This is a genomic window from Bradyrhizobium sp. CCBAU 11361 (assembly GCF_028128935.1).
In the GTDB taxonomy this organism is placed as follows: domain Bacteria; phylum Pseudomonadota; class Alphaproteobacteria; order Rhizobiales; family Xanthobacteraceae; genus Bradyrhizobium; species Bradyrhizobium niftali.
The window spans coordinates 195,701-214,550 of sequence record NZ_LBJZ01000191.1 but is presented as its reverse complement, the minus strand read 5'-3'; the positions used below and the strand labels follow the sequence as shown (position 1 = coordinate 214,550).

General features: G+C 63.2%; 17 protein-coding genes and 1 tRNA gene. 1 reads left to right on the top strand and 17 read right to left on the bottom strand.

The window, feature by feature from the left end; genetic code table 11:
- Positions 1-80: 80 nt before the first annotated feature.
- The 6 genes from XI08_RS31945 to XI08_RS31920 form a co-directional block, all read right to left on the bottom strand.
- Positions 81-1,466, bottom strand: coding sequence for a TolC family outer membrane protein (locus tag XI08_RS31945; RefSeq protein WP_027542749.1), 1,386 nt, complete (start codon positions 1,464-1,466; stop codon positions 81-83).
- A 205-nt stretch (positions 1,467-1,671) separates the two neighbouring features.
- Positions 1,672-2,334, bottom strand: a complete 663-nt coding sequence (locus XI08_RS31940; protein ID WP_271577422.1) for a protein-L-isoaspartate O-methyltransferase family protein — start codon at positions 2,332-2,334, stop codon at positions 1,672-1,674.
- A 136-nt stretch (positions 2,335-2,470) separates the two neighbouring features.
- Positions 2,471-2,650 carry a hypothetical protein gene (locus XI08_RS31935; RefSeq protein WP_027542747.1) on the bottom strand — a complete coding sequence of 60 codons (180 nt, stop codon included), beginning with the start codon at positions 2,648-2,650 and terminating at the stop codon, positions 2,471-2,473.
- Positions 2,651-3,120: 470 nt separating this feature from the next.
- Complete coding sequence (locus XI08_RS31930) at positions 3,121-3,615, bottom strand: DUF6941 family protein (RefSeq protein ID WP_271577421.1); 495 nt, start codon at positions 3,613-3,615, stop codon at positions 3,121-3,123.
- Positions 3,612-4,040: a helix-turn-helix domain-containing protein gene (locus XI08_RS31925; RefSeq protein ID WP_271577420.1), complete on the bottom strand. Its 429-nt coding sequence runs from the start codon at positions 4,038-4,040 to the stop codon at positions 3,612-3,614. The genes XI08_RS31930 and XI08_RS31925 overlap by 4 nt, the downstream gene beginning before the upstream one ends.
- Positions 4,021-4,551, bottom strand: a complete 531-nt coding sequence (locus XI08_RS31920) for a hypothetical protein (RefSeq protein WP_271577419.1) — start codon at positions 4,549-4,551, stop codon at positions 4,021-4,023. The genes XI08_RS31925 and XI08_RS31920 overlap by 20 nt, the downstream gene beginning before the upstream one ends.
- A 334-nt stretch (positions 4,552-4,885) precedes the next feature.
- On the opposite strand from XI08_RS31920, the gene XI08_RS31915 reads away from it, so the two are divergent.
- Positions 4,886-5,473, top strand: coding sequence for a helix-turn-helix transcriptional regulator (locus tag XI08_RS31915; protein ID WP_271577418.1), 588 nt, complete (start codon positions 4,886-4,888; stop codon positions 5,471-5,473).
- A 188-nt stretch (positions 5,474-5,661) separates the two neighbouring features.
- Here XI08_RS31915 and XI08_RS31910 read toward each other — a convergent pair.
- The 11 genes from XI08_RS31910 to XI08_RS31860 form a co-directional block, all read right to left on the bottom strand.
- Positions 5,662-5,736: transfer RNA gene (locus XI08_RS31910), tRNA-Asn, on the bottom strand.
- A 137-nt stretch (positions 5,737-5,873) separates the two neighbouring features.
- Positions 5,874-6,242 carry a hypothetical protein gene (locus tag XI08_RS31905; RefSeq protein WP_271577417.1) on the bottom strand — a complete coding sequence of 123 codons (369 nt, stop codon included), beginning with the start codon at positions 6,240-6,242 and terminating at the stop codon, positions 5,874-5,876.
- 211 nt (positions 6,243-6,453) lie between these two features.
- Positions 6,454-8,154: a flotillin family protein gene (locus XI08_RS31900; RefSeq protein ID WP_271577416.1), complete on the bottom strand. Its 1,701-nt coding sequence runs from the start codon at positions 8,152-8,154 to the stop codon at positions 6,454-6,456.
- A gap of 29 nt (positions 8,155-8,183) precedes the next feature.
- Complete coding sequence (locus XI08_RS31895; RefSeq protein WP_271577415.1) at positions 8,184-8,843, bottom strand: OB-fold-containig protein; 660 nt, start codon at positions 8,841-8,843, stop codon at positions 8,184-8,186.
- A 10-nt stretch (positions 8,844-8,853) separates the two neighbouring features.
- On the bottom strand, positions 8,854-10,017 hold the full coding sequence (locus tag XI08_RS31890) for a PspA/IM30 family protein (RefSeq protein WP_271577414.1): 1,164 nt from the start codon (positions 10,015-10,017) through the stop codon (positions 8,854-8,856).
- Between the two features lie 1,083 nt (positions 10,018-11,100).
- On the bottom strand, positions 11,101-11,484 hold the full coding sequence (locus XI08_RS31885) for a RidA family protein (RefSeq protein ID WP_271577413.1): 384 nt from the start codon (positions 11,482-11,484) through the stop codon (positions 11,101-11,103).
- 14 nt (positions 11,485-11,498) lie between these two features.
- Positions 11,499-13,832, bottom strand: a complete 2,334-nt coding sequence (locus XI08_RS31880) for an acetamidase/formamidase family protein (RefSeq protein WP_271577438.1) — start codon at positions 13,830-13,832, stop codon at positions 11,499-11,501.
- A gap of 281 nt (positions 13,833-14,113) precedes the next feature.
- Positions 14,114-15,355: an acetamidase/formamidase family protein gene (locus XI08_RS31875; protein ID WP_271577412.1), complete on the bottom strand. Its 1,242-nt coding sequence runs from the start codon at positions 15,353-15,355 to the stop codon at positions 14,114-14,116.
- A gap of 43 nt (positions 15,356-15,398) precedes the next feature.
- A complete protein-coding gene (locus XI08_RS31870) occupies positions 15,399-17,021 on the bottom strand; it encodes an amino acid ABC transporter permease/ATP-binding protein (RefSeq protein WP_271577411.1) in 1,623 nt (540 codons plus the stop codon).
- Positions 17,022-17,133: 112 nt separating this feature from the next.
- On the bottom strand, positions 17,134-18,051 hold the full coding sequence (locus XI08_RS31865; protein ID WP_271577410.1) for an ABC transporter substrate-binding protein: 918 nt from the start codon (positions 18,049-18,051) through the stop codon (positions 17,134-17,136).
- 420 nt (positions 18,052-18,471) lie between these two features.
- Entirely contained in the window at positions 18,472-18,735 is a 264-nt protein-coding gene (locus XI08_RS31860; protein ID WP_027542737.1) for a hypothetical protein, read from the bottom strand.
- Positions 18,736-18,850: the final 115 nt, after the last annotated feature.

Below are 18,850 nucleotides of genomic sequence, written 5' to 3'. Positions count from 1 at the left end.
ATGTCAGGGATTTTGATGATTGCAAGCAAAGCACCGGTCGGCGTCGGCTGTTCGCGAGACCGACCGGATGATTACGGGAATCAGCGCCCGTCGGGCGTACGCACGCCGCCCCAGCTGTCGCGGACCTGATGGTAGTGAACGCTGGCATCGTAGACCGTGGTCGCAAGACCGAGCACCTGGGGCGCCAGACGGCCGACGGCGGCAAGGACGTTATACGATGCCACGACGCGGTCGTGCTGCGCCGTCACCAATGCGACGCGCGCATTGACCAGCGCCTGCTGCGCGTTGAGCACGTCGAGCGTGGTGCGCTGACCGGCCTTGGCTTCCTCGCGCACACCGTTGAGTGCGATCTCGGACGCCGTCACCTGCGCTTGCGCGGACTGCACCTGCGCCTTGCCGGCCTGCAAATTCCCCCAGAACTGCACCACGTTCGCGCGGGTCTGGTCGCGCGTGGTTTCGAGGTTGAGACGCTGCTGCGCCAGGTTTTCCTTCGATTGGCGGATCAGCGCATATTCGCCACCGCCCTGATAAATCGGCACCGAGACCTGCGCGATCGCGGATGCGTTGAACGAGCGCAACTGAATCAAGGACTGTTCGTTGGACTGCGTGGCCGCTGCCTGGATCGTAACCGTCGGCAGCAACGCACCTTCGGCGACTTTGACCTGCAAGAAATTGACGTCGATGCCATACATTGCGGCCGTGACGTTGGGATGCTCGACCAAGCCGAGCTCGACGGCCGAAGCGAGCGTTGACGGCAGGAACCGGTCGACCGGCGAGCCCGGTGCAAGGTTCGTCGGCTCGTTGCCGATGATGCGGCGGAAGTTCGCCCGCGTCGTGGTGAGGTTCGCCTCGGCGGTAAGCGCCTGCGTTCTGCCGGCAGCCAGTTGCGCTTCCGATTGCGCAACGTCGGTGCGCGTCACTTCGCCGACGTTGAAACGATCACGGGTCTGCTTCAGTGTTTGCTCGAGCACGCGCACGTTGCTGCGCTGGACTTCCAGCGTGGCGGCATCGCGCAGATAATCCATGTAGGTCGTGGCGGCCTGGAGCAGCAAGCTTTGATCGAGGCTGCGCAGCGCTTCGCGGGCACCGGACACCTGACTCTCCGCCGCCCGCGTTCTGTTGGCGGTCTGGTTGCCATTGTAGAGCGTCTGCGTGGCGGTAATTCCAGCGCTGCGAGGCAACACGGATCCGTGGATTGAGTTACTCCCCACGCCGCTCTGCAAATCCGTATATTGATAGCCGCCGCTCGCAGTCAGCGCGACCCTGGGACGGTAGCCCGACAAGGCCTGCGGCACGTTCTCGTCGGTCGAGCGCACCTGGGCACGCTGCGCGTTGAGCTGCGGATTGTTCTGATAGGCGCGCACCAAGGCGGCCTCGATCGTGTCCGCCAAGGCAGGCGTCGGCCCGGCAAGCGCCAGCACCAAGACCGAAACCGCCGCTCCGGTGAAGAGCTTCACCCCATGCATCCCAAAAATTCCGTTCATTCTAACGTCCGGCTCGTGCCCGCGAGCTGGGTTACGTCTACCGAGTGGAGTCGTTGCCCCGTCGCAACATAGGACGCGGATCGACGCGACGGAACTACCTCAAGGTAGTTCTCGGTGGAAACTCTTCACCTGCAGCATCCCGGCCACACTTCTGATTCAGAACGGGATTTTAACGGGCTTTGGGCCGTCAGAAGACGAATGCGGCGGCCCGTTCCAGCCCGGGGAGGACCGGGGCACCGGCATCGAACAGCGCCCGATGGCCGAATTCGCCGTGGGTATGGGTCACAATCATGGCCCGCGGCGGGCGGGATTCGGCAGACACCCCCACCAGACGCCCGCCTTCCCTGAGCTGCCCGAGCAGCCCTTCCGGCGTCACCTCGACTGCGCCATTGAGGATGATCACGTCGTAGGGCGCGCCAGAGGGGTCCCCCTCGGTGCAGGAAGCGACCTTGCAGGTGACATTGGCGAGCCCGAGGGCGGCGAAAGCGTCCTTGGCCTTCGCGACCAGGGCCGAATCGCATTCCGTCGCGGTGACCTGACGCGCCAGCTTGGCGGCCAGTGCGGCGAGGTAGCCCGTGGCGCAGCCGACGACCAGCACGTTGTCATCCTCGCCGATCTCGGCGGCCTGGAGCAGCTTGCCGGTCAGCTGCGGCTTGATCAGGAACCGCTTGCCGCCGCCCTCGCTCACATCGAGGTCGAGGTCGAGATAGGCCAAGGCCTGCCGGCTGGCCGGCACGAAGGCCTCGCGCGGAACCGTGAGCATGGCGTCGAGGACACGGCGATCAGTGACGTCATTGGTGCGCACCTGGCCATCGACCATTTTGAGGCGCGCGGTCGAGAAACCGGACATTTGCGGACCCTGAAATGCGGACGATGCCGCGGACGAAAGTTGCCGGCATCTTTGGAACATGCCCGGCGAAAACGCAACATAGGCGTTGGCCTCCGCCGGCCAACGCTTCCGCGACTCGCCATCAGGGGGCGATGGACTATTCGATCGTCACCGCGAGGCGGCCGATCAGGGCGGCGACCTCGTCCAGCCGCGCCGAATCGGGCGTCTCGACCGCGCGCGCCAGGCAGGCGATGCATTCGTCGTCACTGAGCTCGGGAATGTCGGCCGGCAGAATCGAGGGAGCCAGTGGGGCACGGTCGATCTGGATGTCGGGCATGGGAATCAGCTCCGTAAGGGTCCGGCCCGTCGAAGCTCGATTTGAATTAAGTCGATTTGGTGCCAGCCCTACGGGCGCGAAGCCGCGGTCAGGACACGTTTGCTTGAACACGATTCTGCATCGCATGCGGGCCCGCAACCGTGTTGAGAGACGGCCCGAGCAACGTCGCGCGCCGCATCAGGGCACGACTGCAAGCTACTGAAATTGCGGTGAAATTTGGCTCCCCGGGCTGGATTCGAACCAGCGACCATCCGATTAACAGAAGTTCCCTCACCTAGCTCAAGCGAGCAACCAATGGAATCAAAGGGTTACCTGAGTCTCAGATGTGAGCCAGCCGACTTCTCACTCGGATACTCGTAATGGCCATGTCAATTATCCGAATCCTTGGGATTGGCAGATCGGATGGTACCAACGGAGCGGAGACCAACGAGAGAAAGAGGCGACCGAGAGCTACGAGGTGCTTTCGTGCCTCAACCTTCTTTGGGTAGTGGTGACCCTACGGCCAAAGCTCCCAATCGATAGCGTTTTCCGTCGATCTCAGCCTGCACTTTGACATAGCCAGTGCTCTTGAGCTGGAAGTTGTCGAACGGCATCACCGAAAACATATGTATGTAGTTGCGGATTCCCTCTCCCTTTGGGAGGCCTAGTGCATCGGCCGTCTTGTCGATCTCCGCCATCATGGGATGCTGTATGCCTTCCCCAATTTCCGCTTCGATAGAGGCGACGTCATCGGGATCGCCTGGCACGAATATCCGAATCTTGAATTGGGGCTTAAAAATTTCTCGCTTCTGAAACACTGAAATTGCAAAGCTCAATCGTGTAAGAGTAGCGGGAAAGCCTCCATTCACAATCATCAGGTTTGAATTGTAGACGCCGATGTAAATGAACTTGCCCGTCGATTCCTGTCGGACGTCGTCGCAAAATACGACTTGCCCATAGATGTCAGGACGCTGCTCTTCCTTCATGCGACGGCCGTGAATGAAGTGTTGCTTTCGGTACGGATTTTACTCTCTGAGCTATTTGTTACTTTCGTGATGCGGACAGCGGGCGGCACGGAAATAGCTTCCGTCTTGGCAGTGGGTTCACTGCTGATGCCCGACGCTTTGAAGATTCGACCGGAGTTGTCGATTGCCTCGATCCTCAGTTCGACATCGAGAGCATTGGCGATGGATGCGATTGTGTTGAGCGTCCAGTTGGGGTCACCCTTGCCGAACCACCGAGACACCTCATGCTTGCTCGTGCCGACTTTTTTCGCGAATGCTTGCAGGGTGAGATCGCCGCTTCTCTTTCGTTCAGACAGGATGCCCCAAAACAGACTCACAACAGTCGAGCGAAGCATGGCCCGGTCGAAGGACATCTTAAATTTTGGATCACTCTTTGACGTCGACATCTCGATACACTCCGCTCAGGTAGTCACTCAACTCGGCCCCTCTGAGGGGTTGTTGCGCAGTTCCTAAAATCGTTTCCCAGTCTCCAATAACTTCCTTGGTCGCCTTGTCGTAGTTTCGGGCGAGCTGATGCTTGTCATAGGCTCGAAGCAGAATGAGCCTGTCTTTGTCGATGAACCGACCGAGTAGCCGCCAGCCAGGTTTCGGCTTTCGCGGACAGAGCGCCCAAACCTCGTCGAAGCCTTCCAATTTCTCCAAATCGGGAAGATCATTGTTTTTCTTTCGACTTATCCGAAGGAATTGGCCTGCGCAGAAAATGGCGATTAGCCGTTCAGCCTCGAAGTCTGGGAAAGCGCCTCGCCTAATTTTTCCATCCAGCAGATCTGCAATCTCCTGAGTAACATAAAGTCGCCTCATCAAATTATCGAGCGGCCGCAACGGTTTACGCGCAAGCAGCTTGCCGTTACCCACGGTGGCCAAATCTAAAGGTAGGGGAGTTGTGTTAAAAGTCAACCAACGACTCTGTGAAACTAAGGGTAGCAGGAATGCTCCCAACGCTAGTCTAGGTAGGCTCTCTAGGCAATCGCGCGCTCGACGACGGACCCGGTCAGGTCGACGAACGATTCAGTCCCTGCTCTACCAGACGCCTTATCGCCTCTGACAACTTTGGCTGGTCAGGTTGACGCTCGGCCCATTTGAGAATTTCGGCGCGCAACTCTGGTGATCCCCGAAATCCCAGCAGCGGAGTTTGCCCTGTAGCCGGTCGCCCCCTTGCTTTTTTTTGTTTAACAGCTATTGCCTTCTTCATGTTTTTTGTTTAACAATTAATCTGCTAGAGGCTGACGGCATGCGATTGCTCGCGGTTGACAATGTTATGCCCGAGTTCGGCCTTTACGCGGACAGCGAGAAAGAGATTGTCTACGCAATCACGCTGGAGAAAGACGGAACGCGGTCGATCCAGGTAGTCGGGCGCATCATGGACATGACCTTCGAGCAGGCTCGGCAGGCCGCTACCGAGCTCAAGTCGAAAATCCAATCAGCAACACCAACTCCATCCTCACCTCGACCGCCTCGACGACGAAGGATACACCGTCAACGCTCGCGAATCGAAGAGCTGGCGAACAGCGCGCCTTCTGGGCTCTCATCGCCCACAGCGCCGATCAACTCTCCCACCTCACCCTACAAGCTGCTGAGCTTCGCTGAACTCAAGTCCAAGTACAATATCCCCCTGAGTCGGCGGCGAATCGACCAGCTTGAGACCGAGGGGAATTTCCCAAGGCGGGTCCCCATAGGCTCATTCCGCGTAGCGTGGGTCGCGGTTGAGATAGAGGCCTTCATAGAAGCCCGGATGGCGAAGCGCTCCGACAGGCTCGGAACCCTTGGAAGCGATACCGGCGTAAGCCGATCACGCCGCAAGTCCCCCCAAGGTCAGTAGGATCGTCATGCTTCCCACGTTCTTCCCACAACGTGCGATGAAAACGTCCCGGCCCGGCTGTGGCAGCGCCAATCCAGTAGAATCATTGAAGAAATGCCGTTTTATGCTTCCCAAACGCTTCCCACGAGCAAAAATGGGAAGCACGGCGAAAAGCCGCTTTACTAACTCGTTGTTTTTAATGAGATTTTTGGCTCCCCGGGCTGGATTCGAACCAGCGACCATCCGATTAACAGTCGGATGCTCTACCGCTGAGCTACCGAGGAAAAGGGCGAACCGTTCGTTCGCGCGCGGCTGCGTATAACAAAGCCGGTTGCGCTTGCAAAGGACGAATTCGTCATCTTCCGCAACGCGCCTGAGGAAGGGCCGGACGGCCCCTCCTCCGGGCCTGTCAGGCGGAAAACTATTCGGCGACGAAGGACGTGGTCTTGGTGCCGGCGTCGTAGCGCAGCCGCAGCGCGGTGAACTTGCAGAGGTTGACGTTCTTCCAGAGCACGGCCTCGTCGTAATTCTGCCAGTCGACGCGGATGTTCCAGACACATCCCTCGTCGTCATCGTCGAACTCGACATAGGTGCTCGCCTGGTTCTGCAAAACCTTGTCGAGCTCGTTGTCCCATTCGTCCATGCCATCGTCCGGCGCGTTGAAGCCCAGGAATTTGATGGCATAGCCGGTCTCGTTGACGACGGTGACGTTGCGGGCATCAGCTGCGAACGACGGTGCGGCGGCAATCGAAAGACCGATCGCGATCAGTGCAGACAGAAAATACTTCATGTGAAATTTCCCCGATCGAAACAGGCTTTGAGCGCCTGACGTCGATCGGCGCAGGCGCCGCGGCAACAAATGGCGTTGCCTCCAACGATTCGGCCGGAGCGTGATCGAAAGGTTCAACACGCCTCGATCAGCACTCCGGAGCTGTGCGCGACGCGAGACGCGCACGGGGAGTTCTTATCGATTCGAATTCTCCGCAGCAATGAACGGGCATTCATAGGTCGGCGGAGTTTGTTTTCTCCGGCACGGGCGCCGGCACCGCGGCGGCACCGTTGCTCTTGCCCGTCACGGCACCGACCAGCGCCTGCACGGGATCGTCGCCCGGCGCAAAGCCGCTCTGGCGCAGGATCTCGTCGATCATCGGACGCAGCGCGTGCACCTTGAGCAGCTCGCCCGCGAGCCCTTCGCCGAAACCGACATTGCCGCCGGCGCCGTTCCCGTTGCCGCCGAACGCGCCGCCGGTGTGCAGGATGCGGACGTCCTTGAGGTTGGCGATCGGCCTGACCATCTCGGCGAGTGCCGAGGGCATGGTCTCGATCCGCTTCTTGGCGATCTCGAAGTCGATGACGTTGGCGCCGAGCTTGTTCTGCGCCTCGTTCTTGAGCGTGATGATTGCGGCCTCGGCCTCGCCGATATTCCTGACGCCGACCGCCTTGATCTTGTTGGACTCGGCTTCGGCGGTGGCCAGCGTCTTGGTGGCCTCGGCGCGATCGAGTGCCGCCTTCTTCTCGGCCTCGGCCGCCACGATCACCTCGGTCGACTTGCGCTCGGCCTCGGTTCGCGCCGCGAGCACCTGGGTGAGACGAGCACGGTCGGCGACCTCGACCGCGCGTGCGGTCACGACCTTTTCCTCCGCAGAGACGGCGATCGCCTCGGCCGTCTTGGCCTCGGCGACGGCTTCCGAGGTCTGCTTGCTCTTGGAGGCGATCTGGATCTCGTTCTCCTGGGTCGCGATCTGGATCTCGCGCTGCGCGTCGGTCTTGCGCTTGTTGATGGCGAGATCCGACTCGATCACCGCGGTTTCCTTGACCTGCTTGGCGCCGGCCTCCTTCTCGGCAACGGCGCGGTCGGTATCGATGCGGGCGTTCTCCTCGGTCAGGCGCGCGGTCTGGGTTGCGGTCGCGACTTCGGCGCGGGTGCTCGCGGTCTTGTTGGCGATGTCGCGTTCCTGGGAGAGCTCGGCCTCCTTCTTGGTGCGCTCGATGGTCAGGGTCTGCTGCCGCGCCTCGAGGTCCTTTTGCGCAATCGCCACCTCGTTGTCGCGCACGATCGAGTTGCGGTCGCGCCGGCGCGTCTCGGTAACGGTCTTGAGCTGGGTCAAACCTTCGGCGTCAAAGAAGTTTTCCGGATTGAAGAATTTCACATCGGTCTGGTCGAGCTTGGTCAGCGACACCGATTCGAGCTCGAGACCGTTGGATTTGACGTCCGACTCCACGGTCGCCTGCACGTGCTTGACGAAATCGCTGCGCTTTTCCTGCAACTCCAGGATGGACATGGTGGCCGCCACCGAACGCAGACCGTCGACGAATTTCGCCTCGACCTGGTTCCGCAGGGCTTCGGCGTCGTTGGTCAGCGCGCCCAGAGTCTGGCTGGCGAGCGCGATGCTCTCGTCGTCAGGGCGGACGCGCACGTAGAACTCGGCGACGATGTCGACGCGGAGACGGTCCTTGGTGATCAGGGATTCCCGCTCCTTGCGCTCGACGGTGAGCCGCAGCGTCTTCAGATTGACGCTGGCATAGGAGTGGAAGATCGGCAGGATCATGGCGCCGCCGTCGAGCACGACCTTCTTGCCGCCGAGGCCGGTGCGCACGAAGGCCTCGTCGCGCGTGGCGCGCTTGTAGAGGATGGTGAAGACGATCCCCAGGACGACGATCAGCGCGACGCCGATCATGGCCGGGACTGCGATGTCAAACATGACTTTCTCCGCTAATGAGCTTTGGCTGGCTAACTGCTTAGAGTCGGCTTGGACGGCTTCAGTTCATCGTCGGCCTTGACCGCCACGAAGCGGGTGCCGACGCGATCGACCAGGAGGACCATGGTTCCCTGCTCCAATGGTCCCGATGCGGGCGCCGCGACCGCCCAGACGAAGTGCCTGTTGCCGTGGACGTCGGCGACGCTGACGCGGCCGGGCGGCCCCTGATCGAGCGGACCGATGACGACCTCGCCGACGCGGCCGACGAGGTCGCCGAGGCCGACGGCATAGCTTTCATCTTTGGGAATGGCCCGCGCGATGGCGCGGCTGGTGACGCGGACCAGCGGAACCGAGGCCGCGACGGCCCCGATCGAGGCGATCGTTGCCGGCAAGGGACCGGCGACCAGCCGGGCGATGTCCTGGATCAGGAATCCGGTGATCGAGAAGGCGCCGAGCATCAGCAGCAGGAAGATCAGCAGCGGCACGCCGCCGACATTGATCCACGAAATGGCGTTGAGCACGCCGTTGTCGCTGGGGTGACTGAAATCGATGCTGGTGCCGAGCATCTCGCTCAAGGAGGCTCCGACCAGCATCGTGATCACCTCGAGCGAGCCGACGATGACGATCATGGCCGCCGCGATCGCGAACGGCCTGACCTCCGGCGCCATGACGTGTTCGAGCAGTGTGCTCATGACACATTACTCAGGTGCGCGACTTCAACCGCGCCAGCCTCGCTGCAATCTCCTTGTCGCGATGCAACGTGCTGAGCTCGTCGATGTCGCTTGAAAACGGGATGGCTGCGGGAACGCCGGTGGCGCGCGCCACCGCCCTGCCCGCACGTAGCGCCTTCGCCGCTGCCGAGGCACCGCCGGGCTTCCCGGGCGACGTCGAGGCCTGGTGGCTTGCGACCGCCTCGCTCTTTGCGAGATCGGCGCGGCGCTGCTCGGCATCTTGCAATGCCGATAGCACGGCGCGCAGCGACGTCACGCATTGCTCGATCTTCTCATTGTTCTCGTCGATGGCGCGGGAGAGCACCTCGAACTGCGCCTCCAGGTCCATCTGCCGCGCGATGCCGGCGCGCGCGAGATCGTCGCGGCTATCAGCGATCACGCTCTCGATCTTGGCAGTGAGATCGGTCATCTCGCGCTCGATCTCGGTGCGGCGCGCGTTGAGGCGGTATTCCTCGGCACGCGCAGCCGCCAGCGCGTCTCGTGCCTCGCTCTCGGCACGCTCGATCTCGCGGATGGCCTGGCCGACCACTTTCAGCTTGTTCTTGCCTTCCGCCTGCTCGATTGCGTCATAGGCGATCCCGGCGATCAGGCGCCCGACCCGGGACAGGAAATTGTCGGGGGCGGCAGCGATGGTATCCATGGCGTTCTCCTCCTCTGGCAGACTGTTCGGCGTGACGCCGTAGTGAACTTCAAAGCCGTCGTCGGTGCGGATCAGGTGTGCGGGCGCGCTCTGCCCCCAGCCCTCGGCATAACCGGCGTAGTCGAAGGGCACGCTGAAGCGCCCTTGCACGGTCGCAATCGAAATGGTGGCGGGACCCTTGATCTTGGCGAGCTTGTCGTCGAGTGGCAGGCGGCGGCCTTGGGCGGCGCGATAGTCGGCGCGGTCACGCAGGCCCAGCGTCACCAGCCGCGATGGCAGTGCGGTTGCTTTCCGGATCGGCTCATAGGCATGGGCGTGAAGCAGGACCACGTTGGAACCCACATTATGGGTCCGCGCGACCTCATCCAGGATCTCCATCATGCGGTCATAAGCCCTAAACGTCGCCTCCATGGCGGCCTTGGCGGCCGGATCAGGGGCAAGCCTGTAACGCAGCGCCGACGGCGCGTTTCGGGGCGATTGGCTCATGGAAAGCACTAAAGCACCATGTTGGTGCTTTAGGAAGGGGAAGCTCGATCACGTTCCACTGATCCTTGGGCACTCCATGGGTTAGTCGCTGGCGGCCAGCGGTGCGTTCAAGGCGGCTGATCATCCCGAGATCACGGCCGATCAAGACTTCTTTGCACGCATGGATTGCAATTTGAGATGAAGTGGAGGGAGCATATGTCGCTGTTGCCTGGCTCCGTCATCCTGAGGCGCGAGCGATGGGGCGCGGTGCGCCCCATCGGGAGCCTCGAAGGATGAACGGCCGGGATGCAGCCGGGCCGTTCACCCTTCGAGGCCTCCGCTTCGCTTCGGCACCTCAGGATGACGGTGATAGACCTTGCCCGCGTCATTCTGCGCGCGCGCAATTGGACACACCTCCGCATCCTCGCGGCTTGCTTCGCCCGAGCTTTGCTTCATCGCGACACCCTCCGATGTCAGAGGGCGCAGGGAAGACCGGGTGCCGGCCGGGCACCCACGGTCCACTGTGCGAAAGGTGGCAACAAAAATCTGCACAGCGGCATACAGGTGAAGCCCAACACACGGCCTTCCCTGCGCAGTGGTTTGACGGCTTATGCCGAGTTCTCCCCGGGGAGCGATGCACTATTGCCCCCGTCGCCTTGCGGATCGCTGATGCGCGTGCCCGGTCGGGCCGCCACATCACCACAAGACTTGGCGCACAGACCCCGGGCGCCAGGACGACACGGTTTTGCCGTACGCAGATCACACCGGTCGTGTGCGCGAAGGCAGTCGCTCACGGTTTCCCGCCCTGCGATGCCTATCGCGCCGATGTGACTAGCGTCCACCGCCGCCCACCCCGCATGTCGTGACGATCGCGATACGCCCCTCTGACCGGGATGAGGTGGCGCATGACTACGCCAAAGCCGAATTTCGGTAAAGTGGAATATTTTAGTGGCCGCGCGTTGACCGGCATCTTGCGTGTCTTGCCCGTCGGGCAACGCAAGGTCTTGTAGCCCGGATGAGCGAAGCGATATCCGGGGTTCGTGCCCGCGGATACAGAGATCCCGGATATCGCTTCGCTCATCCGGGCTACGAAAGCTACGAAGTACGCATGCCTCACGGCCGGCGGCACACCAGGTCGATCTCGATCAGCGCGTCATAGGCAAGCCCTGTGACGCCGACGCAGGTGCGGGCCGGCAGCCGGCCGGGCGCAAAGTACGTGCGGTAGGTCTCGTTCATAGCCGTATAGTCTTCCTTGAAACGCGTGAGGTAGATCCGCGTCATCACGACGTGCTCGAGGCCGAGATCGAGGCCTGAGAGGACCACCTTCAGATTCTCCATGACGGCTCGCGTCTGCGCCACGATGCCCTCGGGCAGCACGCCCGGCGTTTGCGGCGTGTCCGGCATCTGGCCGGTGACGAAGACAAAGCCGTCGGTCTCGACGGCGTGGCTGAAGGGCGCGACCGGCTTCGGTCCGCCGCTGATCATGTGGAATTTCACTTGGACTGTCCTTGTTACGGTGCGCTCTCGAACAGGCGCTTGCTGAGGATGGCGTGTACTCCCCAATTGCCGTCGACGACCTGCGTGACGCCGAAATCGACGGCGGCCGACATCAGCGCGATCGCCTCGTCCTCGCTGAGACCTTTCACGTTCATCAGGAAGCGCCGCATCTTGCGGAAGGCATCCTTCATGGCAAGGTCGAGCGAGGATTTTGCGTAGACCTCGCTCTGCCCCTGCGCGCCGAATTCGGCGAGATAGTTGGGATGGCTGAAGCCGGTCAGCACCCAGTCGGTCGCGGTTTCGATCAGGGGATAGGAGAGATCGGCGAAGGGGCGGCCGGCAAGATCGGCCTTCTTGTGCAGGATCACCTCGAAGGTGCCGGTCATCGAGCATTCGATCGCGGTGCCACTCAACTCGCCGTCGCCCTGCGCCGCGTGGGGATCGCCGACCGACAGCAGCGCGCCGGGAACGGAGACCGGAAGGTAGACGGTCGCCCCCTTCCCCAGCCGCCAATTGTCCAGATTGCCGCCGAAATAGGACGGCGGCACGGAGTCGATGAAATCAACCTCGCGCGGCGCCACCGCGATCACGCCGAAATGCGGCCGCAAGGGAATGCGGATGCCGTCGAGCACCGCATGGCGCCGCTTCACGGTGCCGGGCGCGACGGGAACGCCGGGATAATCGTAGGTGGGGTGCGCGACACCGAACGGATCGGTCTGCGGCTCCCAGCGATAGGAATACAGCGCGCGGGTATGCGGCGCATCGGCATCGTCGAAGATCTCGTAGATCGTCACCGCCTCGCGGGGCTTCGGTCCAGACAGGAACTCGTCGTAATGATAGCCCCACCAGGCCGCGACCGAGGAACCGAACACGCGGCCCGCATGTTTCGGATGGCGGCTCGCGCGCGGCACGATGTCGAGGATCCGCACCTCCAGCACGTCGCCGGGCTGGGCATCCTTCACCGCCACGGGGCCAGTGCAGATGTGCACGCCAAAGCCTTCGCCGGCGCCGCGACCGAACACGCTGGCGTCCATCGGGCCGGCGCCGCGACGATCCACGTTCTTCTTCTGCCTCGTCCAGCCGAACACGCTTTCGGCGGCGGCATCGCCCGCGATCATCAGCTCCGGGTCGTCGGAGGCGTGCTGGGTCAGCGTCTCGATGGTGATGGTATCGCCCGAGGCGATCTCGAGCTGCGGCGAGAGCGAGCGGCTGAAATAGCCCCAATGAACACGATTGGCCTCGATCGGTAGATGATGGTGCTTGCGTCCAGCCGTTCTCGGTTCATCGGAGGCTGTACGCAGCACATTGCTGCGCACCTCCGCACCCACCTGATGCGCGCGGAGCTGCGCCAGCGCCTCCTGCGGCCAGCCGCGCTGGCCGGTGATCCCGTGCTGCGACGTCGCGCGCTCCGCCTCCTGCTGGCGGAACTCGCGCGGCGGCAGGCCGAAGCGGTGGCGGAAGGCGCGGCTGAAATGCGCCGAATCGCCAAAGCCATAGGCATAGGCGATCTCGGAGATCGAGCGATGCGCCTCGGTCGGATTGGACAGGTCGGCCCAGGCGCGCTGGAGCCGGCGTTCGCGGACGTAGTGGGTGAAATTGTCGCCGACCGTCTCGAACAGCTTCTGCAAGTAGCGCTCGGAAATTCCCTCGGCCTGCGCGACGCGCGCGGGCACCAGTTCGGGATCGTCGAGCCGGCGTTCGATGGTCTGGCAGATCCGGTGCAGCAGCGCGGCCTGCGTCGCGCTCGATCCGGCATCGGATGTCGAGGCCGCCAGTTGATGCGCGAGCGTCAGCAGGAGGTCGACGAGGCTCTGCGCGACCGCATTCCATTCGGCATCGCTCAGGGTGTCGAGCGTGCGCGCGGTCGCATCCAGCAAGCGCGAGAACACATCGGCAAAGCCGCTGGGCGGAACGACCCGGGGCTCGCCGAGCCGCGGCTTGCCCGAGAGGCGTCCGTGCAGCGCTTCCGACGTCACCGACAACACGATGGCCCGCATGTCGCGCTGGAACACGATGCTCCAGTCCCCGCTGCGCGGCAGCAGCACGAGATGGCCGACGGGAACGATGCGGTGGCCGCGGGCGCTCTTGAGCACCATGCCGTCCTCGACCGGTATCAGCGCGATCGGAAGCTCTTCATTCGCTTGCGCGAGAGGTGCGATGCTTTGCGCGCCGGCGGCCATGCGCGTCAGCGCGATGCCCGAGGCCTGGCGATGCGACGCCGTTGCGTGCCCATCGAGGAAGGGATGGCCGGTCGCGGGTTGCAGGCCGACGGCAGCCAGCACGTCCCGCCAGGCTTCGGGGCGGTCGTCTTGCGCATAGGACTCGCTTGTGAACGGCCGGAAGCTCATCGGATCGACCCAGACTGCCGTCGATCGAAGCAACCTCCGTGCCAGACGCAGGCGATCCTCCGTCGCCGCGACGGGCCGCAGATGAGGTTTGTCGGTCATCCTCTCATTCCGAAAATAGGCTAACCTTCAACGTGTTAGAGCATGATGAGCTCGTATTGACGCTCGTCATTCCGGGGCGCGCGCAAGCGCGAACCCGGAATCCATCGGGCGCAGAAGACGGTGGTGAAATGGATTCCGGGTTCGACGCTTTGCGTCGCCCCGGAATGACAAGACGGAGAGATCTAGTCGCACCGGAAGATGTTCTTGCGGATCGTGCCGTGCACGCCCCAATTGGCGTCGACCACCTGGGTGACGCCGAAATCGGCGCCGACCGACATCAGCGAGATCGCCTCGTCCTCACTGAGGCGATGCACGGTCATCAGGAACCGGCGCAGCTTGCGGAAGGCATCGCGCATCGCGCGGTCGAGACTGCTGTGATTGGCAATCTCGGTTTGTGCATCGGCGCCGAGCGCGGCGAGATAGTTCGGATAGGTGAAGCCGTAGAACGACCAGGCCTGATCGGTCTCGAGCATGGGATGGTCGAGGCCTTCCAGATTGGTGCCGGCGAGGTCGGCCTTCTTGTGCAGGATGAATTCGAAATCGCCGGTCAGCGATGTCTCGATCGCGGTGCCGCCGAGCTCGCTGTCGCCCTGCGCGGCATGGGGATCGCCGACCGAGAAATAGGCGCCGGGAACCGCAACCGGATAGAACATCCGCGCGCCCTTGCCGATGCGCCAGTCGTCGATGTTGCCGCCGGTGTAGCTCGGCGGGATCGAGCTGACGAAATCGGCTTCCGATGGCGCAAGGCCCATAGTGCCGAAATGCAATCGTGCGGGCACCTTCACGCTTGCGAGAATGTTCTCGCGCTTCTTGATGGTGGCGTGATCGACGCGGACGCCGGGATAGTCGATGGTCGGATGCACGATGCCGTCGGGGTCGGTCTGCGGCGTCCAGACGTAGTTGTAGACCGCCTTGGCGTAGGGCTCGCCCGACGTGTCGAGCTCGAAGATGGTGACGACCTCGCGCGGCTTCGGCTCCTCGATCAGGTCGTGATAGTGAAAGCCCCAGTTCGCCGCGACATTGGAGCCGAAGCAGCGGCCGGCATGGCAGGCGCTACAGCTCGGCCGCGGCCGGACGTCGAGGATGCGAACCTCCAGGATGTCGCCGGGCTCGGCACCCTCGATCGCGACCGGCCCGGTGAGGAGATGCACGCCGATCCCCTCGCCTGCGCCGCGGATGAAGGGACCTTCGACCGGACCCGAGCCGCGGCGCGCGACAGCCTTGTGCTCGCGCGTCCACTGGAACACGCTCTCGGCGCCGGGATCGCCCGCGATCATGCGCTCGTAATCGTCGTTGGCATGATGGGTCAGCGTCTCGATGGTGGCGCGATCGCCGGAGCGCAGCGTCAGGGCCGGAGCGACCTTCTTGGAGAAATAGCCCCAGTGGACGGTTCTCGGCGAAACCGGCAGCGTGAAATGCTTCATGAGGTGGCCTCTTCGGGGGTCTTGAACCTTGTGGCGACGGCGCTCATCGCACCGCCTCCGGAATCTTGTCGGCTTCCATCACGCTGAGGAAACGCGCGGTCAGCGGATTGCGGGGATTGGTGAGAACCTCGTGCGCCGGTCCCTCCTCGATGATCGTGCCGCCGCTCAGGAAGGCGACGCGGTCGGCGACTTCATCGGCGAAGCGGATCTGGTGCGTCGAGATGATCATGGTGAGGCCGTCGTCGATGGCGAGCCGCCGGATCACCTCCAGCACCTCGCTGACGAGCTCGGGATCGAGCGCGGAGGTCGGCTCGTCCAGCAGCAGCACGCTCGGGTTCGGTGCAAGCGCGCGGGCGATGGCGACGCGCTGCTGCTGGCCGCCGGACAGATGCCGCGGCAGCGCATCGGCGCGATGCGACAGCCCGACCCGGTCGAGCAGCTCGGTGGCGCGGCGCTCGGCATCGATCCGGGTCATGCCGTGGACCCAGCGCAAGGGGCCGGCGATGTTCTCCCTGGCCGAGAGGTGCGCGAACAAGTTGAACTGCTGGAACACCATGCCGACGCCAACGCTGGCCCGTTCGTTGGCGAGGTCGCGGGGCGACAGCGGCTTGCCGTTCTCGCCGAAGCCGAGGCGTCGGCCGCCGACGCGCACGGTGCCGGCGTCCCAGTTTTCGAGATGATTGACGCAGCGGAGCAGTGTGCTCTTGCCGGAGCCGCTGGGCCCGAGCAGCGCCACCACCTCGCCGACACGGACCGTCAGGTCCAGACCATCGAGCACCTTTTGGGCGCCATAGCTCTTGGTGAGGTCCCTGGCCTCGACCGCGATGTTGTTGCGCGCGATGGTCGCGGCGCGGCGGGTGCGCTCCTCGCGGGTCAGCGCCAGCGGCGGCGTGGCGGTCAGCTCTGCCGGTGCGGGCTCCGGATCATCAACGGCGATCGCGGCAAGTTCGAGCTTGGTGCCGAGATCGACGCGGCGCCACGGCAGGTAATCGGCAAGCTTGCGCTGGCGCCCCTTGGCCCGATCGAGATCGAGCAGCCATTCGACGAATAGCTGGATGGCACTGATGGCAAAGGTCAGCACGAGATACAGAAGACCCGAGGCAAAGAAGATCGAGAAGAAGTCGAAGGTCGAGGACGCCAGCTGGGTCGAGCGCAAGGTCAGCTCCTGGACCGCGACGACGGAGGCCAGCGAGGAATTCTTCAGCGCGCTGACGGCCTCGTTGCCGAAGGCCGGGATCATGGTGCGGATCGCCTGCGGCGCGATCACCCGCCACATCAGGATCCGCGGCGTCATGCCGAGCGCCTGGCCCGCGGTCACCTGGCCGCGATCGACGCCGAGCACGCCGGCCCGCAGCATCTCGGCGATGAATGGCGCCTCGTTGCAGGCGAGCGCGAGGCCGGCCGCCAGCACCGCCGGCAGCTTGATGCCGATATGCGGCAGCGCGTCGTAGGCGAACACCATCTGCAGGATCAGCGGCGTGCCGCGGAAGATCACGGTATAGGCCCTGGCGATCGCCGCCAGCAGCCAGAAGCGGGAGAGCTGCATGCCGGCGAGGATCAATCCGAGGATCAATCCGCCGCCGAGCCCGAGGGCGGTCACTTCGAGGGTGAGCTCGATGCCCTCGAGCAGATACGGCATGCTCAGGTAATGGAAGAACAGCGACATCAGTCGACCGTCATCAGAGCGGGGCGATTTTTGTTGAAGAAGGACATTCAGGCGCGCGCTTCACCCCTCCCCGCCGGGGAGAGGTGAAGTCGGGCAGCGGCTGCCCGCTGCTCTAGTCGGCCGTCAGGATGTCCGGCTCCTTGAAGTTGTTCACGTCGAGCCCATGCTTCTTCAGAAGCTCCATGTGCGTGCCGGCCTTCTGCACCTCGATCAGCGCGGCGAGCACGGCGTCGCGGAATTTCGGCTTGTCCTTGGGAACGGCGATGCCGACCGAATACGGGATCGTCACCGCGATCGCCTTCTCCAGCTTGTCCGGATAGGCCTTCACCGCGCTGTCGACGGTGTTGACGTCGTTGACATAGGTGTCGGCGCGGCCGGCGAGGATGGCCTGGATGCAGTTGGCGTTGTTGTCGTAGAGCTGGACGGTCGGCTCGGGCTTGCCGGCCTTCTTGCACTCCGGCATCAGGGCCTGGATCAGGGGCACCTCGACATAACCGGTGTTTTCGGCGGCAGCCGCGCCGCACATCGACATGTTGATGCCGTTGATGCCCTTCGGATTGCCCTTGGCGACCAGCACGCCGTCGAACACCTTCGAATAGGTGATGAAGTCGGCGGCCTTGGCGCGCTCCTTCGTGGCGTAGATGTCGGAGATGACGATGTCGGCTTGTCCTGCGGCGAGCGTGGTGAGGAGTGCCGCGAACGTCACCGGCTTGTAGGTCAGCTTGAAGCCGAGGCATTCGCCGATGGCCTCGCCAAGATCGATGTCGAAACCGATATATTTGCTGGGATCCTTCGGGTCGATCGTCTCATAGCCCGGCGTGTGCGGGTTGATGGCGTTGACGAGCGTCTTGCCCTTCCAGTCCGGATATTTCTCCTGGAGCGCGGCACAGGCGGCGGGCGCTGCGGCCTGCGCGCTCAGCGGGGTCGCGACGACGAGGCCAAAAGCGAAGATGGCGCCGAGCGCGACCTTGCGCCATGGCGTTGATGCGTGCGCTGATCCCCGCGCCTGGGGCAATACCCGTCTCTCCATCTCCAGCTCCTTCGAATTGTCATGGCACTGGCCATGTTCCAGATCTCGGGAGCGAGCCTAGGTGGAGTGCGCCGGGGAAAGCTTGTCCGCGGGCGTACAAAAAATTGGACGGTGGGGGCCCGCGATTTGGGCATGCCGCTGCACAAAAACTGTTCGCAGGGCTTTGGGCGCGGCGATACGCGATTCCGAATTCGGGAGAACCAAATGATTTCGTATTAGGCCGTGGTCGGCACGATCAGGGAATCATTCGGTTGGGTCATTTGACAGAGATATGACGCGTTCCGGACGTATCTACGTGCGAGGCCCGAAGCAGATCGTCGTCCTCCACAGCCTATCCGCAGCATATCCACAGGGTGACTATGCCGGATTCGCGAGCCCGCACGAGCCACTTGCTGCGCACAAACTCACAGACCTGGTATGTCAGCCACCGGCCTGATCGAACTGGGTGCGGCAAGCCTCGCTCAAGCTTGAGCGGTTACGGCGCAGGCAGGCCGTGATGGCGCGGACATTGGGGATTTCGCCGGCGCAGAGCCGGTAGACGTCGGGGGTGCAGGCCCGGCGCTGCTCGGGCGTTCCCTGCTGCGCGTGAGCCGCGGAAGCAAACAGCGTCAGGAACAGCCCGACCGTCGAGGCGCGGCGCGCCCGGCTCCTCACACCCGCAAGCCGCAAGAACCTTGCCTTCATGACGAAGTCTCCTGTCTGCCCTGCCCGCCCCGGCCCGCGTTGGCCGGTGTGCGAAGGGGTAGGAGAAATAAACCGTCGAGAATGTGATCTCATTCACACTGGCGGCCGGCCCGGG